Origin of the sequence: Hydrogenophaga sp. PBL-H3 (assembly GCF_010104355.1) — a bacterium.
Taxonomy (GTDB): Bacteria; Pseudomonadota; Gammaproteobacteria; order Burkholderiales; family Burkholderiaceae_C; genus Hydrogenophaga.
The window spans coordinates 3,662,538-3,685,088 of record NZ_CP044972.1; the positions used below are offsets into that span (position 1 = coordinate 3,662,538).

General features: G+C 64.6%; 19 protein-coding genes. 6 read left to right on the top strand and 13 right to left on the bottom strand.

The window, feature by feature from the left end; translation table 11 throughout:
• Positions 1–43 precede the first annotated feature (43 nt).
• A complete protein-coding gene (locus tag F9Z44_RS17065) occupies positions 44–880 on the bottom strand; it encodes a DUF3047 domain-containing protein (RefSeq protein WP_159607911.1) in 837 nt (278 codons plus the stop codon).
• A 182-nt stretch (positions 881–1,062) separates the two neighbouring features.
• Here F9Z44_RS17065 and F9Z44_RS17070 point away from each other — a divergent pair, with 182 nt between their 5' ends.
• A complete protein-coding gene (locus F9Z44_RS17070; protein ID WP_159607912.1) occupies positions 1,063–1,407 on the top strand; it encodes a ComEA family DNA-binding protein in 345 nt (114 codons plus the stop codon).
• A 91-nt stretch (positions 1,408–1,498) separates the two neighbouring features.
• On the opposite strand, the gene F9Z44_RS17075 is transcribed toward F9Z44_RS17070, so the two are convergent.
• Together F9Z44_RS17075 and F9Z44_RS17080 are read right to left on the bottom strand one after the other, a co-directional pair.
• Complete coding sequence (locus F9Z44_RS17075; protein ID WP_159607913.1) at positions 1,499–2,470, bottom strand: porin; 972 nt, start codon at positions 2,468–2,470, stop codon at positions 1,499–1,501.
• Positions 2,471–2,733: 263 nt separating this feature from the next.
• Positions 2,734–3,741, bottom strand: coding sequence for a porin (locus F9Z44_RS17080; RefSeq protein ID WP_159607914.1), 1,008 nt, complete (start codon positions 3,739–3,741; stop codon positions 2,734–2,736).
• Positions 3,742–4,056: 315 nt separating this feature from the next.
• On the opposite strand from F9Z44_RS17080, the gene coq7 reads away from it, so the two are divergent.
• Complete coding sequence (coq7, locus tag F9Z44_RS17085; RefSeq protein ID WP_159607915.1) at positions 4,057–4,716, top strand: 2-polyprenyl-3-methyl-6-methoxy-1,4-benzoquinone monooxygenase; 660 nt, start codon at positions 4,057–4,059, stop codon at positions 4,714–4,716.
• 9 nt (positions 4,717–4,725) lie between these two features.
• Here the strand turns inward: coq7 and F9Z44_RS17090 are convergent, their stop codons facing one another.
• Positions 4,726–5,175 carry an OsmC family protein gene (locus F9Z44_RS17090; RefSeq protein ID WP_159607916.1) on the bottom strand — a complete coding sequence of 150 codons (450 nt, stop codon included), beginning with the start codon at positions 5,173–5,175 and terminating at the stop codon, positions 4,726–4,728.
• Between the two features lie 280 nt (positions 5,176–5,455).
• On the opposite strand from F9Z44_RS17090, the gene ilvA reads away from it, so the two are divergent.
• From ilvA to F9Z44_RS17110, 4 genes are all read left to right on the top strand, one after another.
• Positions 5,456–7,000, top strand: a complete 1,545-nt coding sequence (gene ilvA, locus F9Z44_RS17095) for a threonine ammonia-lyase, biosynthetic (protein ID WP_159608788.1) — start codon at positions 5,456–5,458, stop codon at positions 6,998–7,000.
• 17 nt (positions 7,001–7,017) lie between these two features.
• Positions 7,018–8,115: a nicotinate-nucleotide--dimethylbenzimidazole phosphoribosyltransferase gene (locus F9Z44_RS17100; protein ID WP_159607917.1), complete on the top strand. Its 1,098-nt coding sequence runs from the start codon at positions 7,018–7,020 to the stop codon at positions 8,113–8,115.
• A 90-nt stretch (positions 8,116–8,205) separates the two neighbouring features.
• The gene (locus tag F9Z44_RS17105; protein WP_159607918.1) at positions 8,206–9,102 is read left to right on the top strand and encodes a 5'-nucleotidase; all 897 of its coding nucleotides are present in this window, start codon (positions 8,206–8,208) and stop codon (positions 9,100–9,102) included.
• A gap of 20 nt (positions 9,103–9,122) precedes the next feature.
• The gene (locus F9Z44_RS17110; RefSeq protein ID WP_159607919.1) at positions 9,123–10,901 is read left to right on the top strand and encodes an ABC transporter ATP-binding protein/permease; all 1,779 of its coding nucleotides are present in this window, start codon (positions 9,123–9,125) and stop codon (positions 10,899–10,901) included.
• 72 nt (positions 10,902–10,973) lie between these two features.
• Here the strand turns inward: F9Z44_RS17110 and F9Z44_RS17115 are convergent, their stop codons facing one another.
• From F9Z44_RS17115 to F9Z44_RS17155, 9 genes are all read right to left on the bottom strand, one after another.
• Positions 10,974–12,401 carry an HlyD family type I secretion periplasmic adaptor subunit gene (locus F9Z44_RS17115; protein ID WP_159607920.1) on the bottom strand — a complete coding sequence of 476 codons (1,428 nt, stop codon included), beginning with the start codon at positions 12,399–12,401 and terminating at the stop codon, positions 10,974–10,976.
• Positions 12,402–12,405: 4 nt separating this feature from the next.
• Positions 12,406–14,286, bottom strand: coding sequence for a type I secretion system permease/ATPase (locus F9Z44_RS17120; protein ID WP_268894197.1), 1,881 nt, complete (start codon positions 14,284–14,286; stop codon positions 12,406–12,408).
• Positions 14,287–14,443: 157 nt separating this feature from the next.
• Entirely contained in the window at positions 14,444–15,172 is a 729-nt protein-coding gene (gene queC, locus F9Z44_RS17125) for a 7-cyano-7-deazaguanine synthase QueC (protein ID WP_442907214.1), read from the bottom strand.
• Positions 15,173–15,243: 71 nt separating this feature from the next.
• Positions 15,244–16,482: an HDOD domain-containing protein gene (locus F9Z44_RS17130; protein ID WP_159607922.1), complete on the bottom strand. Its 1,239-nt coding sequence runs from the start codon at positions 16,480–16,482 to the stop codon at positions 15,244–15,246.
• Between the two features lie 19 nt (positions 16,483–16,501).
• Positions 16,502–17,719 carry a flagellar hook-associated protein FlgL gene (flgL, locus tag F9Z44_RS17135; protein ID WP_159607923.1) on the bottom strand — a complete coding sequence of 406 codons (1,218 nt, stop codon included), beginning with the start codon at positions 17,717–17,719 and terminating at the stop codon, positions 16,502–16,504.
• A gap of 23 nt (positions 17,720–17,742) precedes the next feature.
• Positions 17,743–19,635 (bottom strand): flagellar hook-associated protein FlgK, encoded by a 1,893-nt coding sequence (gene flgK, locus F9Z44_RS17140; RefSeq protein ID WP_159607924.1) that lies wholly within the window; start codon positions 19,633–19,635, stop codon positions 17,743–17,745.
• Positions 19,636–19,648: 13 nt separating this feature from the next.
• The gene (flgJ, locus tag F9Z44_RS17145) at positions 19,649–20,512 is read right to left on the bottom strand and encodes a flagellar assembly peptidoglycan hydrolase FlgJ (RefSeq protein ID WP_236574172.1); all 864 of its coding nucleotides are present in this window, start codon (positions 20,510–20,512) and stop codon (positions 19,649–19,651) included.
• A gap of 166 nt (positions 20,513–20,678) precedes the next feature.
• Positions 20,679–21,851, bottom strand: a complete 1,173-nt coding sequence (locus F9Z44_RS17150; RefSeq protein WP_159607925.1) for a flagellar basal body P-ring protein FlgI — start codon at positions 21,849–21,851, stop codon at positions 20,679–20,681.
• 12 nt (positions 21,852–21,863) lie between these two features.
• Positions 21,864–22,532: a flagellar basal body L-ring protein FlgH gene (locus F9Z44_RS17155; RefSeq protein ID WP_159607926.1), complete on the bottom strand. Its 669-nt coding sequence runs from the start codon at positions 22,530–22,532 to the stop codon at positions 21,864–21,866.
• Between the last annotated feature and the right edge of the window lie 19 nt (positions 22,533–22,551).

The window sequence follows — 22,551 nt, forward strand, 5'->3', positions numbered from 1 at the left end:
CGAACCGGGGTAACCCGCATCCAGGGGGCAAACCAGCGTCGACTCAACGTGCCGGCGCTGCGGCCTCCAGCGTCAGCGCGCCGTACCAGGCGGTGAGCGCGCTGCGGGTGTTGTCGGTGTCCGTCATCAGGGCCACCACACGCAAGGGCCCCGGCTCCTCGCCAAACGCCTGTCTGAAATCCGCCTGCACGTCGCGCACATGGTCGCGCCAGACACCGAGCTGGCTCGTGCCGCTGTCGAGCACCAGCTTGCGAATGCGATCGGTGCGTGGATTCACCACCACGGTGCCCAACGCCTCCTGGTTGCCCCACACGTAGATCAACGTTGCATAAGGCAATTCTTCGCCCGTGAGCAGGCGACTCATCTCCGAGAGCCGGTGCATCTTCGGCGTCCAGCGCGAGCGGTCGCCCTCAAAGCCCAGGACGATACGAACCGGTGAGTCCGCCGCATCGGCCGCAGCCAGATCGGCCGCCAGGGGAAGCGCATCCACCTTCCAGGAAAACGCCAGACGACCCGGCGCAAGCAAAGCGGGCTCAAACTGGCGCCGCAAGATGCTCACCGAGCTCTGCGCCCGCACGCGCAACGCCGGCCGCGCCTGCACGGCAACCGGCTCGAACACTTCATAGCGTTTTCCAGGCAACGCGAATGGCTGCCAGGGCAGCGCCGAAGGCGGCGTGAACAACAGCTGCGCCGTGGCGGCACTCAAGGCCGCCTCACGGGCCGTGTTCGCCGCATCGTTCGCAGCCAGGTCTTCGTGCCCCGGTGCAGACACCGCGCACCCCACCAAACCCAAAGCCAACGCAAACGCCGCGAGGCCCTTCACGAGTGACGAAGAGAAGACGACCACCGTGATGTTCATCAAACGAGGCAAAAAGAACATGGTGAAAATGTGTCAAATAAAACTACAAACTTTGTACATCAGAGATTGCACCGACATTTATTGAGTATTTTTGAACTATATTTTTCAACCGAGGCCTGCCATCAGGCTTCCGCAGCAGATCCGATGTGGCAAATCAGCTCTTCGGGTCTGATGCGTTCAAACCACTTCAAAACGGAGGACTCATGTTCAAGAAATTTCTCGCCGGCATGCTGGCATTGCTCGCGGCGGCCAGCTTCGCCGCTGTCGACATCAACAAAGCCACCCAGGCCGACCTCGACAGCATCAAAGGCATAGGCCCCAGCACATCCACCAAGATCCTTGATGAGCGCAAGGCCTCGCCATTCAAAGACTGGGCTGATTTCGTGCAAAGGGTACCTGGCATTGGCGACAAACGCGCCGCCAAGCTGTCAGCAGAGGGCCTCACCGTGAACGGTGACGCATTCAAACCCACCGTCAAACCCGCGCCGGAGAAGAAGGCCACAGCCAAGAAACCAGCAGAGAAGGCGCCAGCGCCAGCGGTCAAGTGATCAAAAAGGCCCATCCATGAAAAAACCCACCGTGTCACCACGGTGGGTTTTTTTTCTTCAACTCTCCAGCTGACCGAAGTCAGCAGGCGATTTAGAAGGAGTGCTGCATGCCGACTGCGTACAGACGGTACTCGTCGTTTTTCACGCCAGCGGCATCTTTCTGTTTGCCAGAAACCACGCCTGCGTAGGTGAACGTGCGCTTGGACAGGCTGTACTTGGCTGCGATGCCGAAGCCATCACGCTTCGAGCTGCCCAAGAATGCATTGTCCTTGGAACGAGCATAGCTGCCCGACAGCGTCAGAGCCGAAGACAAAGGCACATCAACGCCAAACTGGTAGTCGGTCGTTTTTGCAGCGTCTTCCTTGACTTGACCGTAGCTGGCCAGCAGCTTAGCAACGCCCAGGTCGTAAGAACCGCCCAGGTGGGTCAGCTTCGTGTCGGTCACGCCGTTTTGAACCTGGTAAGCGAAGTTCACGCCGACGGGACCTGCGCCATACGACAGGCTGAAGTCAACCACGTCCTGGCTGACGGCAGTGTTTTCATCGAGGCCGTAGGTGAAGCCACCGCTGAAGCCGCCGAAGCTGGGCGACTGGTACTTGATGGCGTTTTTCGGACGATCAACATAAGACGTGTTCACGCCGTTGACCAAGCCAGCTGGCGAGAATGCCGAATCAAACGCACCGTTCGATGCGCCGAGGACGTCGTCCATCGAAGACCACACGTTACCGAAGGTCACGGTACCAAAACCACCGGCCAGACCGACGTAAGCCTGACGGCCAAATGCGGTGCCTGCGGCGGATTGGGTGCCGGTGTCGATGGCGAAGCCTTGCTCGAGCTTGAACACGGCTTTAAGGCCGCCACCGAGGTCTTCAGAACCTGTCAAACCAAAACGGCTGCCGTTGAAGCCGCCGGAGTTCACCTTGGCAACCGACTTGGCATTCAGGCCGTCTTTTTCAGAGCCGAGCCACACGTCAGCGATACCGTACAGGGTCACAGTGGACTGGGCTTGTGCAACACCAGCAACCGAACCAAGAATTGCCAGAGCAATCAGGGACTTTTTCATAAAGATTTCCTTAAAAATACCGTGGTACAGCACCACGAGTTGATAAAACCGACCTGTGAATATTAGGGGTGAAAGACGGTACCGGTCAGGGTAAGCCCTGAAAAACGGGTCGAATCAGGCTCAGTTTGTTGCAGCTCTGCAACAGAAAGACTTCGGGTGCGAAGCCAGTGCAACGCGGCTTTCAGCAGACGAAAAAAAGCCGCCTGTCATGACGACAGGCGGCTTTTGCTTTTGGATCAGCTGGCCTAAACCAGCTCGATCAATCAGAAGTTATGTGTCAGACCGAAGCCGTAGCCGGTGCTGGATCCGGTAGGAACGGTGTTGCCGTTGGCAGGCGCGAAGCCAGGAACCCATGCTGCATTGCGTCGTGCAAGGTTCACATAAGCTTGGGTGCGCTTGCTCAGGTTGTACTTGTAGCCAGCGATGACAGTACGGCCATCGGAACCAGCCTGCTCGTTCACGTTGTAGGCAGCGTACAGAGCGCCAGGGCCAACAGGAGCGGTTACACCCAAAGCGTAGGACGTGTCCATATCAGCAGCAAGGCCGCCTTGGTCGCGGTACGTGAAGAACAGTTTGGCAACGCTGAAATCATAGGCGGCAGCGATCTGGTTGACCGACTTCAGGGTGCTGGTTGCAGCCTTCGCGCCCGTGTAGTTGGTGAACGACACGCTCAGAGGACCACCGTCGTAACGAACAGCAATACCCGTGCCGGCCTTGTTGCCAACAGCGCTGGACTCGGACGGTGCGTATTCAAACTGAACCTGCACACCGCCAAAACGGGGGGTGTGGTATTGCACTGCGTTGGGCACGTACACGGAGTTCGAAGCGCCCGAGTTCTTGGCGTTGGCCGCTGCGTTGCCGTTCACCACGCTGTTGGAGTCATGCAGTGAAACACCCTTGGTGCCGTTGGCAAACATGGCGTTGCCGTACAGCGTGTTGACCGGACGGCCAGCTCGCAGGGTACCGAAGCCGCCGGTCAGGCCAACGAACATGCCGTTGTTGCCCAGCGTGTTAGCTGCGGTCAAAGTGCCATCGTCGGCATTGAAGGCCGTAGAGACTTGGAAGACAGCCTTCAAGCCGCCGCCGAGGTCCTCAGCACCGGACAGCGTCCAGTTACTGGTGCCGCTACGGCTGGAGGTCATACGCAGTGCGTCGCCCGAAAAGCGCTTTTCAAGGCCCACATCAACGGTACCCGACAGGGTCACGGTGGATTGTGCGAAGGAGGCGCTGGTGGCTGCCACGGCGGCCAGAGCGATCAGGGTCTTTTTCATGGAAGGGTTCTCCAAGGGTTGAATAGGGACTGGTGGTCTTTGCCGCCGAGCCGACCTCCATCAGGAAGCTGAATGGATTGCATCAGAAAGTTATGGAGGGCGCCACGGTGAAAGCCGCATTTCTGCCCCGTGACGGTGCTTCTGTTGCACCACCGCGACGCACTCGGTAGTAACCCGTAGGCGGTTTGTTCGCAGATACTCGACCCAGCACAGAACACCGGTATTCCCCATGAGCCGAACATGCGTTGCCGCCGCGTTGTCGCAATCGCCGGAGATGGGCAGCATCTGATTTCACTTCATGAGCACAGTCCAACCATGACCACAGCCACAGACGCCTTGATCAATGCCGCCGACTCGGCCTTGAGGACCTTGTTCGTGACCCCCAGGGCATCGCGCGATTGCCCAACGGTGCCCGAGCGAGCCACTGACCACGAACTCAGCGAAGCGGACAAGCACCTCTCTGGTGCCTTGATGCGGGTGAACCATGTGGGCGAGGTGTGCGCCCAGGCGCTTTACACGGCGCAAGCCCTCACCGCCCGCTGGCCTGGGAGCTCAGGCCAGCCCAACAGGGCCCTGGCGGCTCAACTGGAAGCGGCTGGCAAGGAGGAAACCGATCACCTGGCCTGGACCCAGACCCGACTGGACGAGCTGGGAGCGCGCGCTTCGTTGCTGAACCCCTTGTGGTACGCGGGAGCTTTCGGTCTGGGGCTGATGGCTGGGTGCCTGGGGCCGGCGGTGAGCCTGGGCTTCGTGGTGGAGACCGAGCGGCAGGTGGAGGCCCATCTGGCCGAGCACATGGAGCGTTTGCCGGCTGGGGACCACGCATCGCGCGCCATCGTGGCGCAAATGAAGCTGGACGAGGCCCGCCATGCGCGAGAAGCTCAAACAGCGGGAGCGGCGGAGTTGCCTGCGCCGGTCAAAGGGCTGATGAAGCTGGCGGCCAAGGTCATGACGACGGTGGCGCACCGCATCTGAAGCGCTGGATCAGGCTTCCAGCACCTCAAAGCTGGTGGTGATGGCCGCCGTCTTGCCCAGCATGATGCTGGCCGAGCAGTATTTGTCGTGGCTCATGGCAATGGCGCGCTCGACCGCAACAGTCGGGATGGCTTTGCCGCTCACGGTGAAGTGCATGTGGATCTTGGTAAAGACCTTCGGGTCTGTTTCTGCGCGCTCGGTTTCGAGCTTGACGCTGCAACCGCGCACATCGTGACGACCCCGTTTGAGGATGAGCACGACGTCGTAGGCGGTGCAGCCGCCGGTGCCGGCCAGCACGGTTTCCATGGGGCGCGGCGCCATGTTGGCGCCCCCGTTCTCAGGCTTGGTGGCGTCGGGGGCACCGTCCATGGTGATCACGTGCCCGCTGCCGGTTTCTGCCACAAAGCCCATGCGGGAACGGGTGCCGGTCGCGCCGGTCCAGGTGACGGTGCATTCCATGGAAAGTGTCCAGTCGTGAAATGGTCAACAGAGTTGGGGGCAGCGCCCTAGAAGCGCTAAAAAAACGACGGCGCATGTTGCGTCGCAGCATGGCTTCGTTATACTGGCGGCATTGTATGTAAGGTTGTCTCCTCTACCCTCCCTGGGTGGATTCAAGCCCGGACCGGTTCTGCCAGTCCGGGCTTTTTTTCGCCCCGATATGATGGGGTTGGAGAACATTCGTATGACAGCCCGCGCCGCCAAACCCAAAACCCAGCCCCTGCCCTCACCCGTCACCACCATGGGGCCGGCCGACTACCTCAAGAAAATCCTGACCGCGCGCGTGTATGACGTGGCGGTGGAGTCTGCGCTGGAGCCAGCGCGCAACCTGAGCGAACGGCTTCACAACACGGTGCTGCTCAAGCGCGAAGACCAGCAACCGGTGTTCAGCTTCAAGCTGCGCGGCGCATACAACAAGATGGCGCACCTGACGCCGGAGCAACTCAAGAAGGGCGTGATCTGCGCTTCGGCTGGCAACCATGCCCAGGGTGTGGCGCTGAGCGGGCGCAAGCTGGGCACGCGGGCGGTGATCGTCATGCCGACCACCACGCCGCAGGTCAAGATTGACGCGGTACGTGGCTTCGGTGGCGAGGTGGTGTTGCATGGTGAGAGCTACACGGACGCCTACAACCACTCGGTTGAACTGCAAAAGAAACAGGGACTCACTTTTGTGCATCCTTTCGACGATCCGGACGTGATCGCCGGGCAGGGCACGATTGCCATGGAAATCCTGCGACAGCTGCAAAGCCTGGGCTCGGACCACCTGGATGCGGTGTTCGTGGCCATTGGCGGCGGTGGCCTGATTTCGGGCGTGGCCAATTACATCAAGGCGCTGCGCCCGGAGATCAAGGTCATCGGCGTGCAGATGAACGACTCGGACGCGATGATCCGCTCGGTGCGCGAGGGCGAGCGCACCACGCTGGCCGATGTGGGTCTGTTTTCGGACGGTACAGCGGTGAAGCTGGTGGGCGAAGAAACCTTTCGCATCGCACGCGGCCTGGTGGACGAATTCATCACCGTGGACACGGACGCGGTGTGTGCCGCCATCAAGGATGTGTTCGTGGACACGCGCAGCATCGTGGAGCCAGCCGGCGCGCTGTCGGTGGCGGCCATCAAACAGTACGTGGCCACGCACAAGACCCGCGGGCAGACCTATGCGGCGATTCTGTGCGGGGCGAACATGAACTTCGACCGCCTGCGTTTCGTGGCCGAGCGCGCCGAGGTGGGCGAAGAGCGCGAAGCGCTGTTCGCAGTGACCATCCCCGAGGAGCGCGGCAGCTTCCGGCGCTTTTGCGAACTCATTGGCGACCTGCCGGGTGGCCCGCGCAACGTGACCGAGTTCAACTACCGCATCCACGATGGCAGCGAGGCCCATGTGTTCGTCGGGCTCACCACGCAGGGCAAGGGCGAGTCGGCCAAGATCGCGAAGAACCTGATCAAGCATGGCTTCCAGACACTGGACCTGACCCACGACGACCTGGCCAAGGAACACATCCGCCACATGGTGGGCGGGCATTCGCCGCTGGCGCATGACGAGCGTTTGCTGCGCTTCGTGTTTCCCGAACGCCCGGGCGCCCTGCTCAAGTTCCTGAACCTGATGCGTCCGGGCTGGAACATCAGCCTGTTTCATTACCGCAACCAGGGCGCGGACTACGGGCGCATCCTCGTGGGCCTTCAGGTGCCGGCCAAAGACCACAAGGCTTTCGACAATTTTCTGGAAACCCTGGGTTACCCCTGCGTGGAAGAGACCAACAACCCGGTCTATCGCCTGTTTCTGCGGAGTTGAGAGCGACGGATCGCACCATGCCACACGACCCCATCTTTGGATCCATCTCCAGGCGCTCGACGGCGCTGCCCGAGGCGCTGAAGCTGCCCATGGTGGCGGGCACGACAGACACCATGCTGGAGTTCGCATTGCGCCAGCGCCTGGCACCCGAAGGCTTGCCAGAGCATGCCCTGGGTCGCATGGAATCCCTGGTGCTGCAGCTGGCGCGTGTGCAAAACGGCACGTCGATCGAATTCGATCTGCTGGCGTTTGATTCACCACAGCTGGTGGTGTTTGCAGCCGACCACGGCATCGCAGACGAAGGCATGTCGTCGATGGGGCCGTCGATGACGGAGCAAATGGTGATGCAGCTGTTGCGCGGTCAATCGCCCGTGAACGCGCTCGCCGCATCGCATGGTTTTGATCTCACCGTGGTGGACGCCGGCATGGCCAAGCCGATCTCGCCGCCCAACGACACCAGGCTGCGCGGCGCCCTGCTGCTGCGCAAGATCGCTTACGGCACACGCAACGTCTTGCTCGGACCGGCGATGTCCACCGCACAGGCGGTGTCGGCGGTGCATGCCGGCATGGATGTGGTGCGCCACCTGCCGGGCAACGTCATCGCGCTGGGTGATGTGGGCGTGGCCAATTCGGTGAGCGCGGCTTTGCTGCTGTCGCGCCTGTGCGGCGTGCCGCTGGTGGACGCCTTCAGCCGAGACGATGCCGAGGCCCGCAACCTGGACGACTCCCAGCATGTGCAGCGGGTGGAGAAGCTTTCAGCGGCAGCCGCACGCCACCGCCATGCCATCAGCCCGTTTGAAGCCCTGGCGGCGCTGGGCGGATTCGAGATTGCCATGATGACCGGCGCCATGCTGCAGGCGGCCAGCGAGCGGCGCGTGGTGCTGGTGGATGGTTACGTGGCCGGTGCCGCGGCCTTGGTGGCCCGTGGCCTGTGCCCGGATGTGGTGGATTACCTGGTGTTCACCCACCGCGCTGCCGATGTCGGGCACCGCCTGCTGCTCATCCACATGCAGACGCAACCACTGCTCGACATGGGCCTGCGCATCGGTCAGGGCACGGGGGCATTGTTGGCGTGGCCCATGTTGCTGGCGGCGCAGAGCTTGCTGGAACGCTAGGTGTGAAGTTCCAACAGGTTGTCGGGTGTACATCCGGCTGGCGTCTGAGTGACTGGCCCTCCTCCAACCGAACCAACGGGTGACTTGACCATGGGTGTATCTCTCGAAGGCAAACTCGTTGTCGCCATCTCATCGAGGGCGCTGTTCGATTTCGAGGAGGAAAACCGGCTGTTTGAAACCGGCGATGACCGTGCCTACATGAAACTGCAGCTTGACCGACTCGACACGCCGGCCCTGCCCGGCGTGGCGTTTTCGCTGGTGCACAAGCTGCTCGCCTTCAACGACGTCGACGCCCAGCGGGTGGAGGTGGTCATCCTCTCGCGCAACGACCCGGTTTCGGGCATGAGGGTGTTCCGCTCGGCGCAACACTACGGCCTGCCGATCCAGCGCGGCAGCTTCACGCGCGGCCAGCCACCGTGGCGCTACCTGCGCCCGCTGCGCGCCAACCTGTTCCTCTCGACCCACCTGGCCGATGTGCGCGCCGCGCTGGACACCGGCGTGCCCGCCGCTCAGGTGTATCCCCACTCGGTACACGCCAGCGACGCGCACCCGCACGAGGTGCGCATCGCGTTTGACGGCGATGCAGTGCTGTTCTCCGACGAAGCCGAGCGCGTCTACCAATCGGAAGGCTTGTCGGCGTTCCAGGAACACGAAGCCAGCAAAGCCGGCATGCCGCTGGCCGGTGGTCCGTTCAAACCACTGCTCGAAGCCCTGCACCGCCTGCAGAGCGAAGGCACGCCGCTCATGCGCGTGCGCACCGCACTGGTCACGGCACGCAGTGCACCGGCCCACGAGCGCGCCATCCGCACGCTGATGAACTGGAACATCGAGGTCGATGAAGCCATGTTCCTCGGCGGCCTGCCCAAGGGCGAGTTCCTGCGCGAGTTCGAGCCCGACTTCTTCTTTGACGACCAGACTGGCCACATCGAGTCGGCCTCGCTGCACGTGCCCGCCGGACACGTGGCCAGTGGCATCTCCAATCCCTGACTCCCACCCTGAAGGTCAACATGACCCTGAGCGAAAAATTTCAAGGCTTCCGCGTGTTCGCCCGCAAGGTGGGTCGTCTCACCATGCCGTACTTCCGGTCCGACCAGAAATGGAAGGCGCGCGCGCTGCTGGCCGCCATCGTGGCGCTCAACCTCGGCTCGGTGTACATGCTGGTGCTGCTCAACGAGTGGAACCGCGTGTTCTACGACGCCCTGCAAAACAAGGACGCTGCCGTGTTCTGGCGCGAGCTCGGCCGCTTCACCTACCTCGCGTTCGGCTTCATCATCATCGCGGTCTACCGCTTCTACCTCACGCAGTTGCTCGAAATGCGCTGGCGCGCCTGGATGACCGGCCACTACCTCGACCGCTGGCTCGCCAACAAGGCCTTCTACCACCTGGAACTCGCGCGCTTTGCCCAGGGCCAGGACGCCCCGCCCGACAACCCCGACCAGCGCATCGCGGAAGACATGAACCTGTTCACCAGCTACACCGTGAGCCTGACCATGGGTCTGCTCAACGCGGTGGTCACGCTGGTGAGCTTCGTCGGCATCCTGTGGGCGCTCTCGGGCAGCTTTGCCTTCTCGTTCAACGGCGGCCAATACACCATCCCCGGTTTCATGGTGTGGATGGCGGTGCTCTACTGCGCGCTCGGCAGCGTGATCACGCACTACCTGGGTCGCTCGCAGATCGCGCTCAACTTCAAGCAGCAGCGCTTTGAAGCCGACTTCCGCCACCACCTGGTGCGCGTGCGGGAGTACAGCGAATCCATTGCGCTGGACAAGGGCGAACCGGTGGAGCGCCAGCAGCTCGGCGGGCGCTTCGGCGCCGTCATCACCAACTACCTCCAGCTCATCAACGCGCAGAAACGCCTGACCTGGTTCACCGTGGGCTTCAGCCAGGCCGCGGTGGTGTTCCCCTTCATCGTGGCCGCGCCGCGTTTTTTCAGCGGCGCGATCCAGCTCGGTGAACTGATCCAGATCTCGTCGGCCTTCGGCCGCGTGCAGGACTCGCTCTCGTGGTTCGTAGACAACTACAGCAGCCTGGCCGCCTGGCGCGCCACCACCGACCGCATCACCAGCTTTGAAGAAAGCTTCCAGGCGCTGGAAGCCTCCGAACACATCGCCGCCCCGCAGACCAACACCGACGACGCGCTGGCCATCGACAACCTGCAACTCGCCCTGCCCGGCGGCGTGGCGCTGCTGGCGGTGCACGGCCTGAAGGTGTCGCCGGGCGACACCGTGCTGGTCAAAGGCCCGTCGGGCAGCGGTAAATCCACCTTGTTCCGCGGCCTGGCCGGTATCTGGCCCTGGTCACAACGCACCCTGCGCACGCCCACTGGTTTTGCGGACAAGGTGATGTTCCTGCCGCAGCGGCCCTACTTTCCGCTGGGCTCGCTGCGCGACGCCCTGGCCTACCCCGAACCCGCCGAGCGCTACAGCAACGACGACCTGCAGCAAGCCCTGAGGGATGCCCTGCTGCCCGACCTGGCCACCCGGCTGGACGAGCACGACGCCTGGGGCCAGAAGCTCTCGGGCGGAGAGCAGCAGCGCCTGGCCATCGCCCGCGCGATGCTCAAGAAACCCCGCTGGCTGTTCGTGGACGAAGCCACGAGCGCGCTCGACGAAGCGGCCGAGGCCACGGTGTATGCGCGGCTGCAAGCCTTGGTGAAAGAGAGCAACGGCGCGCTGGTGTCCATTGCCCACCGGCCGGGGGTGGCGGCGTTTCACCGAACGCAGTGGACGTTCACGCCGGATGCGACGGGCGAGGCGCGTTACCGGTTGGAGTCAACGGCTGTGTAGCCCGGCTTCGAGCTTCGACAGGGCTCAGCCTGAACGGAGCGGAGGGCAAAAGAAACACGAACGCAGAGGATTTCAACGTTCTCTCAGGCTCTCGCTTCCGTGTTGAATCAACGGCGCAAGGAAATACTCGATCACCCGCCGCCGTCCGGTCTTGACCTCGACGGTCACCGCCATGCCCGGGGAGAGGCTGACCTCGGTGCCGTCCACCATCAGCGTGGTCTTGGCCATGCGAACGCGGCTGGAGTAGATCAGCCCGCGCTTTTCGTCGGTGATGGCGTCGTGCGAGACCGTAGCCAATTCAGCGTCGAGCGTGCCGTACTTGGTGTACTGGAAGGTCTCGATCTTCACCTCGGCCACCTGCCCGGTTTTCACGAAACCGATGTCCTTGTTCTCGAAGAATGCTTCCACCTCCAGCGGGTTGTCACTGGGCACGATCACCATCAGGGGTTGTGCCTCGGTGACCACGCCGCCTTGGGTGTGCACCGCCAGCTGTTGCACCGTGCCATCCACGGGTGACGTCAGGCGCATGAGCTTTCCGCGCGAGTCGGCCTTCTTCCACTCCTGATCCAGCGCGTCGAGCCTCTGCTGGGCTTCGGCGGTGCTGTCCAGCGTTGCGCGGTGGGTCTCGGCCATCAGGGCCTGGCGCTGCCCCTGCACCTCGCGCAGGGCAGCTTCCGTTTCGCGCAAGCGGCTGCGCTGATTGGCCAGATCGGCCTCCTGCTCGATGCGAACCTGCTCGCGCTCCAGGTAGCCGTGGCGCGAGACGAAGCTCTGGTCCACCAGGTTCTTGAAGTCGTGCGCGCGCTGTTGAGCAATGGGCAGCGTCTGCTCCAGCTTGCGTACCAGCGCCTGGGTGGAGCGCAGCTCGGCTTCGCGCCGGGCGGTGTCGGCACTGATGCGGCTCAGACGAGCCGTGTACTCGGCGTGTTGCCCAGCCAGCAATCGCTGGGCCTCCAGAAAGCGCGTATCGTCCACACCGGGAGGCCGGGTGAGTCGCGGCTCTTGACCCAACCGCAGGGATTCGAGCAGCGCCCGTCCGCGCGCCACTTGCAGCAACGCGACGGCTTGCTCGCCCACCACACGCTCGGTGTCGGCCTGCGTGCTGGTGGCGTCCAGCTCGATGAGCAGGTCACCTGCCTTCACACGCTGGCCATCAGTCACGTGAATCGCTTTCACCGAGGCAGTATCGAAGGACTGGATGGTCTTGGTGCGGTCGTTGGGCACAATCTTTCCCTGCGCGGTGGCCACCACGTCTATGTGGCCGAAGATGGCCCAGAGCAGTGCGATCAACATGAAGCCGATCAGCAGCCACATGGACACTCGGGGCGCGGGGGACACGGGCGTTTCCTGCAGCGAAAGCGCAGCGGGGAGGAACTGGGCTTCGTGCGGCAAACGGGGTGTGGAAACCATCTCGGCCCTGTGTTGCCAGGCGGACTGGAACGCGGCGCCGTATCGCTTGAGGAGGTCGCTCAGCGCTTGAAGTCGAATGGTCATGCTCATGGCCTCAACCCTGTTGCAGTCGGTGCAAGGCTGCATACACGCCCGAGGGGTTCTGCAGCAGCTCGGCGTGCGAGCCTGTCTCCACGATCTGCCCACGCTCCATCACCACAATTCGGTTCGCGTCGCGCACAGCGCTCAGACGGTGCGCCACGATGATCACCGTACGCCCCCTGGCAATGGCCTTCATGTTGTCCTGAATGATGCGTTCGCTCTCATAGTCCAGCGCGCTGGTGGCCTCGTCCAGGATCAAGATGCGGGGGTTCGAGATGAGCGCGCGCGCAATCGCAATGCGCTGGCGCTGGCCACCCGAGAGCGTGGAGCCGTGTTCACCCACCAGCGTGTCGTAGCCTTCGGGCAGCTCGGTGATGAAGTCGTGCGCACCGGCCAGGCGCGCGGCGGCTACCACGGCAGGCAGCGGCGCCCCGGGGTCGGCCAGGGCGATGTTGTCGCGGATGCTGCGGGCGAACAGCACGTTTTCTTGCAGCACCACGCCCACCTGGCGGCGCAGCGAGCTGGCGTCTGCCAGCGCCAGGTCCATGCCATCGACCAGTACCCGCCCACGCTCGGGCACATACAACCGCTGGATGAGTTTGGTCAGCGTGCTCTTGCCCGAGCCGGATCTGCCCACCACGCCAATCACCTCGCCCGGCGCGATGTCGATCGAGAGGTTCCTCAATGCCTCCGGGGCGTCTGGCCGGTAACGGAAGACCACGTCGTCCAGCGTGATGCGACCGGTGAGCGGAGGCAGCGCGCTCTTGGCGCCAGCCACCTCGGTGCGGCTGTTCAAGATGTCGCCCAGGCGCTGCACCGAGATGCCGGTCTGCTGGAAGTCCGTCCACAGCTGCGCCAGTCGCATCACCGGTTGCGCTACTTGGCCGGCCAGCATGTTGAAGGCGATCAACTGGCCCACGCTGAGCTGGCCTTCAATGACCAGCCGCGCGCCGAAGTACAGCGTGGCCACCGTCACCAGCTTGGAGATGAGCGTGACGCCGCCGTTGGCCACCGTGCCGATGGTGGCCGTGCGAAAGCTCGACGACACGTAGGCGGCCAGCTGGTTGTCCCAGCGGCGAGTCCATTGCGGCTCCACCGCCATGCTTTTCACGGTGTCGATGCCGCTGATAGTCTCCACCAGAAAAGCCTGGTTCTCCGCGCCCCGGTTGAACTTTTCGTTCAGGCGCGCGCGCAGCACCGGCGTGTATACCGCTGTGAGGATGGCGTAACACGGCAGCGAAATCACCACGATCAGCGTGAGCCAGCTGCTGTAATAGGCTATGACGGCAATGAACACCACGGAGAACAACAGATCGAGTACCACGGTGAGCGCATTGCCGGTGAGAAAAGCCCGCACGTTCTCCAGCTCGCGCACCCGCGCCACCGAGTCGCCCACGCGCCGCGCCTGAAAGTACGCCAGCGGCAGACCCAGCAAATGCCGAAACAGCCGTGCGCCGAGCTCCACATCAATCCGGCTGGTGGTGTGGGCAAACACGAAGCTGCGCAGTGCGGTGAGCGTCACCTCAAACACCACCACCACCACAAAGCCGATGGCAATCACGTCCAGCGTGGTGTAACCCCGGTGAACCAGCACCTTGTCCATCACCACCTGGAAGAAGAGCGGTGTGATGAGTGCGAAGAGTTGCAGCACGAAGCTGTCTGTCGGGATCACGTAGCTCAGCGACCTGTTGGCCAATGCCAGCTGCGGTGCCAGCGGACTGTTCACGGTGGGCGCATGGTTGACGCTCTGCACGTCCAGGCTGAAGCGTGTCGTCACGCTCAGGCCTGCTGCATCGGTGGCCAGTAGGCGAAGCGACAGCAAACCGGCAGCCGATGCGCCTGCGGCAGCGGTGAAGGTGAGCGTTGTGGGATCGAATGCCAGCCAGGCGGGCATACCTCGAATGCAGTAGTGCCCTGAGGTGGGCGTGGTCAACCCTTCGAGTTCTTCGACCGCGCAAGGCTTCGCCAAGCTCGGTCGAACGGGAAGCTCACCAATCTTGAGAATTTCCTAACCCCTACCCCGTCCCTCAGAAAGAAGGGAAGTTTGAATATCAGCTCAGCGGGGAGGCGTAGTTGTCCCACCCCCGAGCCCGCAACTCACAAGCCGGGCAGCTCCCGCACCCATAGCCCCAGGCCTGCCGGTGCTCGCGGTCGCCGAGGTAGCAGGTGTGGGTGTGTTCCACGATCAGGTCCACCAGCGCTGGGCCGCCCAGGCTCTCGGCCAGGCACCAGGTGGCGGCTTTGTCGATCCACATGAGCGGGGTGTCGATCAGGAAGCGGTGGTCCATGCCCAGGGACAGGGCCACCTGCAGCGCTTTCATGGTGTCGTCGCGGCAGTCGGGGTAGCCGGAGAAGTCGGTTTCGCAGACGCCGGTGACGATGACCTGGATGCCGCGGCGGTAGGCCAGGGCGGCGGCGAGTGTGAGAAACAGCAGGTTGCGGCCGGGCACGAAGGTGTTGGGCAGGCCGCTGGCCTCCATGCGAAAGGCCATGTCGCGCGTGAGCGAGGTTTCGCTCACCTTGCCGAGCACGGCAAGGTCAAGCACATGGTCTTCGCCCAGTCGATCGGCCCAGGCCGGAAAGCGCTCGCGCAGCTCACGCAGCACCACGGGACGGGCTTGCAGTTCGACGCTGTGGCGCTGGCCGTAGTCGAAGCCCAGGGTTTCCACGCGCGGGAAGCGTTCGAGCGCGTGGGCCAGGCAGGTGGTGGAGTCTTGCCCGCCGGAGAACAGCACCAGCGCGCTGGTGTGGTGGGGGGTGTTGTGGGAGGCTGCAGTCATGGGCGGCATGGTAGCGCGCGGGCCCTCACCCCAGCCCTCTCCCAGAGGGAGAGGGAGTAAAACCCGGTCCCCTAAACCATTCTTTCGGAACGCACGCCCGCGTGGTCGCGGCTGGTGGCGAGCATTCTGATGAGCGCGCGGTTGGCCTGCTCCAGGCTCACTTCGTTGCGGTCGCACACCGCGCTCAGGCGGTGAAGCTGGCCGGGCTCGCCTTGCGCGCGGGCCACGTCGAGCAGGGGGTGGTAAGGGCCGTCGTGGCGCAGCACGGCGTCGTACAGCCGGCCCGAGAGTGGCAGTTTGTGAAGCAGGTCCGCCAGCGGTGCGTGCAGCAGTTTGTCGAGGTGGGCAAACAGTGCGGTGGTGTAGACCTCCAGCCGCAGGTTGTCCTCGGAGCCGGTGGCGAGCATGTGTTGCGCCAGCCGCGCGCGCATGACCATGGCGGCGCGCACGGGCTGCAGGTCGATGTCGGGTTCGCTGCCGGGCAACTGCTCGAACAGCCAGCGACCGAGTTCGCGAAAACCCAGCAGCATGAGCGCGTGGCGCAGCGAGCCGATTTCCTGGCGCAGGCCGTAGGCGGCCGAATTCACCAGCAGCAGGATGCGGTAGACCAGCACCGGGTCCTGGCGCACCAGGCGCTCCAGGCGTTCGAGCGAGCAGTCGTCGTCGATGGCTTGCAGGATCTGGCGGATGACGCGCGGGTCGCACGAAATGGCTTGGTGGCGGTGGGCCTGCAACACGTCGGCGTCGGGCCAGCCGAGCAGGCCCCAGGCGCCGGCATCGTCGAGCAGGTAGCGGGCGAAGGTCTGGGTTTGCACAGCTTCAAACACCTGCGCCGGTGGCACGCCCAGGCCGCGCTGGTGCAGGCCGGGAGTGCTCTGCGCTTGCAGGATGTCGGCGGCTTCCTGTGGGCTGGGCCGCAGCAGGTTGCGCACGTCAAAGCCGGGCGATTTGCCCTGCTGAAGCGAAACCAGATCGGTGCGGCGCAGCAAGCGGTGCCCGCGCCGGTTGGCCACCGAGAGGGCGGCCAGGGTCTCGGGTGCGTCGAACGGAGCTGCGGGCACTTCGAGCCAGGTGTTGTGCACCGGCGCGCTGGACAGGGCCTGCTGCAGCAGCCGGGGCGAGTCCAGCGAGATGATGAGCACGGGCGCACTCTCGGGCCAGTCGTCGCCCAGCGCCTGCATGAGGTGGGCGGCGTCGACCGCCGCCGCATGAACGGGGTGCACGCACAGGCGCACCGCGGCCAGCTGGCGTTCGCGGTTCCACACCGGTTCGTAGCCCAGTGCCAGGCTGTCCAGGACAGTGTGACTCATCATGGTGAAGATCGCGCCATCAAATGATCTGGAACAGCGACAGGCGCTGCACCTGGGCATACGACTTGAGGGCCGCCTCCAGCCCCAGTTGCTGGGTCTGGAAGTCCGAGATGCCCTGAACAAGGTCGAGGTCTTCGAGGCGCGACCGTTCCTCCTTGAGGTCGACGCCGCGGTCTTCCAGCAGGGTGTCGAGCGAGTCGGCGCGGTTGAGCCATTCGCCTGCGCGCCCCCGCGCGAGCAACACGCGGTCGTGCCCGGCGTCGAGCTCGGTCGTGGCGCGGGCGAGTTCCTGTGTGCGCTGGGCGCTGCTGTTGGCACCGGTGTAGCGCAGCGCATCCACGGCGCCCTGCACCACGCTGAAGATGTCGGTCTTGCCGCTGGGTGCCAGGTCGATCTGGTCGCCTGCGGCGGGTTGACCGTTCAACTGGAACGACTGCCCATCGAATTCGATCGTCATGCCCGAGGTGTAGGCCACGCCGGTCTGGCCGGGCATGGGGTTGGCCGCGGGCGTGGTGAGGTTGGTCACGGTGTACTGCTTGACGCCGCCGACATCGGCAAAGTCGATGCGGTAGTTATCGCCGGTGAGGGCGCTGGGGTCGATCACTTCGCCCACGCTGGTGCTCACACCACCGGTGTTGCCCGCGCCCAGGCTGATCGAGAAGCTGCCGTTGCCCTGGGGCACGCGCATCCAGATCGCGTTGCCATCGAGCGCCTGCGGCAGCGAGGTGCTGCCCGCCGCGGCCTGTCCACGCTGGCCACTGAACTGAACGCCGTTGCCGCCCGGGCCGTACAGGTCCACAAACGGGGTGGCGGCGCCCCCCAGGCCACCAAAGAGCGTGCGCCCGGAGTTGTCCTTGAGGTTGGCCACGCCGATCAGTTGTTCGCGCAGGCCTTCGAGCTGGCGCGCAATGTCTTCGCGCTCGCTCGGCCCGAAGGTGGCGTTGCCCGCACTCACCAGCAGGTCGCGCACTTTCTGGATGAGCTCGCCCGATTCGGCCAGGCCGCTCTCGGCTTGCTGCAGGCTGCTGCGCGCCGTCTCCAGCGAGCGCAGGTCGGCCTGGGTGCGCGAAAGGCGGTTCTGCGCGGTTTCGGCCAGCGTGGCCGCCACGGGGTCGTCGCTGGGCTTGAGCACGCGCTTGCCGGTGGCGATCTTTTCCTGCTGGGCCGCCAGCTCGGCCTGGCGCCGGGCGAGCAGGCTCACGGTGTTGTCGTAGCTGTTGGCGGTGGAGACTCGCATGGATGTTCCTCAAACGTTCAGGCTCACCGGCCCACGGTGGCCAGCAAACTGTCGAAGGTGCTTTGCGCCACCTGCAGGAACTTGGCCGAGGCCTGGTAGGCCTGCTGGTACTGCAGCAGGCGCGCGGCTTCTTCGTCCAGGTTCACGCCCGACACATTGGTGCGGGCGGTCTCCGCCGTGGTGGCGATCTGGCTGGAGAACTCGGTGGCGAACTTGGCGCCCTGCACGCGGGTGCCAACCTCGGAAAACAGGCTCACATAACCATCGGCCAGGGCCACGCCTTCAAAGGTCGGGCGGTCGCGCAGGGCCAGCACTGCGCTGGCATTGCCAGCGTTCTGTGCGGTGGAGCCGGGAGGCGCGGCGCCGATGGCAAAGGTGTCCCCGGCGCTCGGACTGCCGCGCAAGGTGAGGCTCCAGCCGTTGATGACGATGGGCTGACCGGGCGCGAAGTTGTAGGTGGCGGGTGGATTCACGCCATCGTCGGCCACATAGGTGCCATCGGCCTGGAAGGTCAGGGTCACCGGGTCGGTGAGGTTGGCCGAGCCGGATACGGCGTACAGGCTCTCAACGCTCAGGCCGCCTGCGTTGTTCACGCCGGGCGTCACCATCACCGGGCTGGCGGCGGCCAGGCGGTCGGGCGAGCCGATGGCCACCTGCATGTTGCGCGCGGCGGCCTCGAAGGGGCGCACCAGAATGCGGTCGCCCGCGGCGGCGGTGCCGGCGTCGATGTTGAAGGTGAGGCCGTCCTTGTCGAAGGCGGTGGGTGGCATGGCAAACGAGGTGCTGTCGCCGTCGGACAGGCGCACCACGCTCACGCTGCCGGCCGAGAAACGCAGCTCGTAGTCCGACGCCATCAGCGCGGCCGGGTCGTTCACGCTGGCACTCACGCTGGCGGTGCCGGTGTTGGCCGGGTCGGCCATGCCCACGGCAGCGGCCGGCGGAATGAAGAAGTCTTGCCCGGGGTTGCCCTGCAGGTCGATGCCCAGCGCGTGCTGGTTGTTCACCGTGGTGGCCGAGGCCAGCGCCATGCGACCGAGCAGGTTCTGCACCGCGACCATGTCCTTGTTCAGAAAATTCATCAGGCCGGACAGCTCGCCGCCGCCCAGCGTGTTGTCGGCCAGCGGGGTCGACACGCCGCCCTGCACAAAAGCCAGCGCGATGCGCGAGTTGTCGGTGGCGTCGCGGGTCACGGCGAGCTGGTTGGCACGCTGGCCCAGCAACAGAGGCTGGCTGCCAGCCACGAACACACTCACCGAGCCGTCCTTGTCAAAGATGGTGCTGGTCTGGATGTGTTTGTTGATCTCGCCCAGCAGTTGATCGCGCTGGTCAAACAGGTCGTTGGGCGTGTGCTCGCCACCGGCCGATTCGACGATCTTCTGGTTCACCCGGGCCAGGTCTTGCGCCAGGCCGTTGATCACATTGACCGAACCTTCCACCTGCTGCTGCGTGCTGCGCGCAAGCGCATCGAGCTGGCCGGCGGTGTTGCGCAGGCGGCTGGCGAACTCTTCTCCCTTGGCGATCACCACCACGCGGGCGGTGAGGTTGCTGGGTGAGGAGGCCACGTCGGCCCAGGCATTGAGGGTGTCGTTGAGCGCCGAGCCCAGCCCCCCCGCGCCGAGCGGAAACGCGCTCTCAAGTGCCTGCAGGCGCGAGTAGCGCACGGCGTCCGCTGCCGCCACCGAGCCGGTGAGCTGCGCTTCGCGCGTGAGGTAGGCGCTGTGCGAACGCTCCACCGTGGCCATGTCCACGCCCTTGCCGATGTAGCCGTTGCCGAACGCCTGCGCACCGGCGGTGGTGAGCTGCACGTTCTGGCGCGAGTAACCCACCGTGTTGGCGTTGGCGATGTTGTGGCCAATGACCTGCAAGGCCGCGAGGTTGGTGGTGAGGGCGCGAGCGCCAATGTTGAGGGCTGACATGGATAGGGGGTCCTCAGGCTTGGGCGCGCTGCAGACTCAGCGTGGTGTTGATGGCGCGGCTGAGCTTGGCGGCGTACTGTGGATCGGTGGCATAGCCGGCCTTCTGCAGACCCGCTGCAAAACCCTGCACCGAGCCGATCTGGTCCATCACCTTGTCGTAGCGCGGGCTGTTGCCGATGAGCTTGGCGTAGTCGCGAAACGAGTCGGCGTAGGAGTCGTAGGCGCGGAACTTGGCCGTGACCTTGCGTGGCTCGCCGTTGATGTATTCGGTGGTGGTGATCTCGGCGACCTTGCCCTTCCAGGCGGCGGTGGCCTTGATGCCGAAGAGGTTGTGCGACGGCGTGCCGTCGGCGTGGCGGATCTCGCTCTTGCCCCAGCCGGTCTCGTGGCCGGCCTGGCCGATCATGTAGCTGGCCGGAATGCCCGACTCCCGCGCCACCGTTGCTGCGGCCTGGCTGTGCTGATCCACGAAGCCGGCCTGGCGCGGGCCTGCGCTGGCGCGGCCCACGGTGCTGGCGGCAGACGAGGCATTCGATGCGCCCGCTTTCTCGGCGGCGTTGTTCTGCATCTGTTTGCCGAGCTGGCGCTCGATGGCCTCGGACAGACCACCCGGCAAGCCCGAGAGCTGCACCGCGAACTGCTGGTCGAGCAAATCTGTGCCGAGGTCGGCGCCCTCGCCTTCCATGAGACCCGACTTCTGCGTGGCCTCGCGCATGCTCTTGATCAGCTCGCGCATGAAGAGCGACTCAAACTGCTTGGCCGCCTCTTTGAGCGCGGCCTTGTCGTTGCCGTCCTTGCCCGCGCCGTAGCGCAGCGCATTGAGCGCCGTGGGGTCGGCCGCGAGGCCGCCGCTGGACAGGGCATTCATCGGGTTCATGGCTGGCGGAAATGGCGCGAAGGCTTCGACAGACTCAGCCCGAACGGGTCGGAGTTCAGCCGGAGCGGGAACGAAATCCAGCGAGCGAAGAAACCTCCGTTCGGGCTGAGCCTGTCGAAGCCCTCGCCCGAATGCGGGTTCATTGAAACCAGTGTTCCGTACAACATCAGATCACCTCCAGTTCCGCGTTCATCGCGCCCGAGGCCTTGATGGCTTGCAAAATGGCCAGCAGGTCTTGCGGCGTGGCGCCCAGCGAGTTGAGCGCGCGCACCACGTCGGCGAGCTGCGGCGCGGTGTCGAGCTTGATGAGCGCGCCCTTGTCCTGGCTGATCTGGATGTTGGCCTGCTCGGCCACCACGGTCTGGCCGCCGGTGGACAAGGCGTTGGGCTGGCTGATCACGGGTGTGGAGCTGATGCTCACCGAGAGGTTACCGTGCGAGACCGCGCAAGCGCCCAGGCTCACGGCCTGGTTCATCACGATGGAGCCGGTGCGCGAATTGATGATGACGCGGGCCATGGGAATGGCGGCGTCCAGGCGGATCTCCTCGACCCGGGCCAGGAAGCCCACGCGGGCGCCCGGGTCGGCCGGGGCGCGCAGGCGCACCACACGGCCATCGACCGCGCTGGCCACACCCGAACCCATGACGCGGTTGATGGCGTCGGTCACGCGGCTGGCGGTCTGGAAGTCGCTCGAATTCAAACCGAGGTCGATGGTCTCGCCCAGCGCAAACGGCGAGGCCACCGCGCGCTCCACCTGCGCGCCGCCGGGCACACGGCCCGCGCTCAGGTGGTTGATCTGCACCTTGCTGCCGCCGGCAGACGCACCGGCGCCACCCACCAGCAGGTTGCCCTGGGCGAGTGCGTAAATTTCACCGTCCACACCTTTGAGCGGCGTGGTGATGAGCGTGCCGCCGCGCAACGACTTCGCGTTGCCGACCGAGGACACGGTCACGTCGATCATCTGGCCGGGCTGGGCAAAGGCGGGCAGCTGTGCGGTGACCAGCACGGCCGCCACGTTCTTGAGCTGCATGTTGGCGCCGGGTGGCAGCGAGAGGCCGAGCTGCTGCAGGTAGTTGTTCAGGCTCTGCGAGGTGTAGGGCATCTGCGTGGTCTGGTCGCCCGTGCCGTCCAGGCCCACCACCAGGCCATAGCCGGTGAGCTGGTTGCTGCGCACGCCCTGCACCGCTGCGATCTCCTTGATGCGGATCGACTGGGCGGCGGCAGGCCAGACCATGGTGAGTGAAACCAGGGCCAGGGCCAGAAGGCGCAGGGGAGCAACGAGCAGGGACGAGAGAGATGACTTCACCGCAAATTCCTCAGTGGGCAGATCGAAACCCATTGTGGGCGGGGATCAGAAGGGGATAACGCTCAAAAAGAACCGTGCCAACCAGCCAATTGCCATCGCTTCGCCCTGCGCGCCGCGTCCGCGCGACTCCACGCGCACGTTGGCCATCTGGGTCGAGGCAACGGTGTTGCCGGGCTTGATCTGCTTGGGGTCGACCGTGCCGGAGAAGCGCAGCACGTCCACGTTCTGGTTCACCCCGATCTGTTTTTCGCCCACCACGACCAGGTGGCCGTTGGGCAGCACCTCTTGCACGGTGGTGGTGATCGAGCCCGAGAAGGTGTTGTTGTTCTGGTTCTTGCCGTCGCCGGAGAAGCTGTTCTCCGACTGCGCGCCCAGCTTGAGCTTGTCCAGCAGCGGTGCCTTGAGGAAGGGGAAGCCCGAGACACCGGCCGAGATGTCGGCGCTGCGGTCGATCGAGGCCGACGAGGTCTGGCTGGCGTTCAGGCGCTCGGTGATCTGCACCGTGAGCGTGTCGCCGGGCATGCGCGCGCGCGGGTCTTCAAACGCGGGCCGGTAGCTGGCGGCCTGGAACAGGCCCCCGCTGGGCACCGCACTGACCGGCGCGGCCTGCACGTAGCGCACCGGCTGCACCGGCTCCAGGTCAACCTTGGAGCTCATGGTTTCGCAACCGCTGGCGAGCACGGCAAGAGTCAGCACACAGACGAGACGCAACATGGTGGGTTCTCCGTTCAGG

Coding starts and splice junctions, on each gene's coding strand:
- F9Z44_RS17080 (WP_159607914.1), bottom strand. CDS start 3,741: ATGAAAAAGACCCTGATCGCTCTGGCCGCCGTGGCAGCCACCAGCGCC.
- coq7 (WP_159607915.1), top strand. CDS start 4,057: ATGACCACAGCCACAGACGCCTTGATCAATGCCGCCGACTCGGCCTTG.
- ilvA (WP_159608788.1), top strand. CDS start 5,456: ATGGGGCCGGCCGACTACCTCAAGAAAATCCTGACCGCGCGCGTGTAT.
- F9Z44_RS17130 (WP_159607922.1), bottom strand. CDS start 16,482: ATGAGTCACACTGTCCTGGACAGCCTGGCACTGGGCTACGAACCGGTG.
- F9Z44_RS17100 (WP_159607917.1), top strand. CDS start 7,018: ATGCCACACGACCCCATCTTTGGATCCATCTCCAGGCGCTCGACGGCG.
- F9Z44_RS17070 (WP_159607912.1), top strand. CDS start 1,063: ATGTTCAAGAAATTTCTCGCCGGCATGCTGGCATTGCTCGCGGCGGCC.
- flgL (WP_159607923.1), bottom strand. CDS start 17,719: ATGCGAGTCTCCACCGCCAACAGCTACGACAACACCGTGAGCCTGCTC.
- F9Z44_RS17090 (WP_159607916.1), bottom strand. CDS start 5,175: ATGGAATGCACCGTCACCTGGACCGGCGCGACCGGCACCCGTTCCCGC.
- F9Z44_RS17105 (WP_159607918.1), top strand. CDS start 8,206: ATGGGTGTATCTCTCGAAGGCAAACTCGTTGTCGCCATCTCATCGAGG.
- F9Z44_RS17075 (WP_159607913.1), bottom strand. CDS start 2,470: ATGAAAAAGTCCCTGATTGCTCTGGCAATTCTTGGTTCGGTTGCTGGT.
- F9Z44_RS17120 (WP_268894197.1), bottom strand. CDS start 14,286: ATGCCCGCCTGGCTGGCATTCGATCCCACAACGCTCACCTTCACCGCT.
- flgJ (WP_236574172.1), bottom strand. CDS start 20,512: ATGAACCCGATGAATGCCCTGTCCAGCGGCGGCCTCGCGGCCGACCCC.
- F9Z44_RS17155 (WP_159607926.1), bottom strand. CDS start 22,532: ATGTTGCGTCTCGTCTGTGTGCTGACTCTTGCCGTGCTCGCCAGCGGT.
- F9Z44_RS17065 (WP_159607911.1), bottom strand. CDS start 880: ATGTTCTTTTTGCCTCGTTTGATGAACATCACGGTGGTCGTCTTCTCT.
- flgK (WP_159607924.1), bottom strand. CDS start 19,635: ATGTCAGCCCTCAACATTGGCGCTCGCGCCCTCACCACCAACCTCGCG.
- F9Z44_RS17115 (WP_159607920.1), bottom strand. CDS start 12,401: ATGAGCATGACCATTCGACTTCAAGCGCTGAGCGACCTCCTCAAGCGA.
- F9Z44_RS17150 (WP_159607925.1), bottom strand. CDS start 21,851: ATGGGTTTCGATCTGCCCACTGAGGAATTTGCGGTGAAGTCATCTCTC.
- queC (WP_442907214.1), bottom strand. CDS start 15,172: ATGACTGCAGCCTCCCACAACACCCCCCACCACACCAGCGCGCTGGTG.
- F9Z44_RS17110 (WP_159607919.1), top strand. CDS start 9,123: ATGACCCTGAGCGAAAAATTTCAAGGCTTCCGCGTGTTCGCCCGCAAG.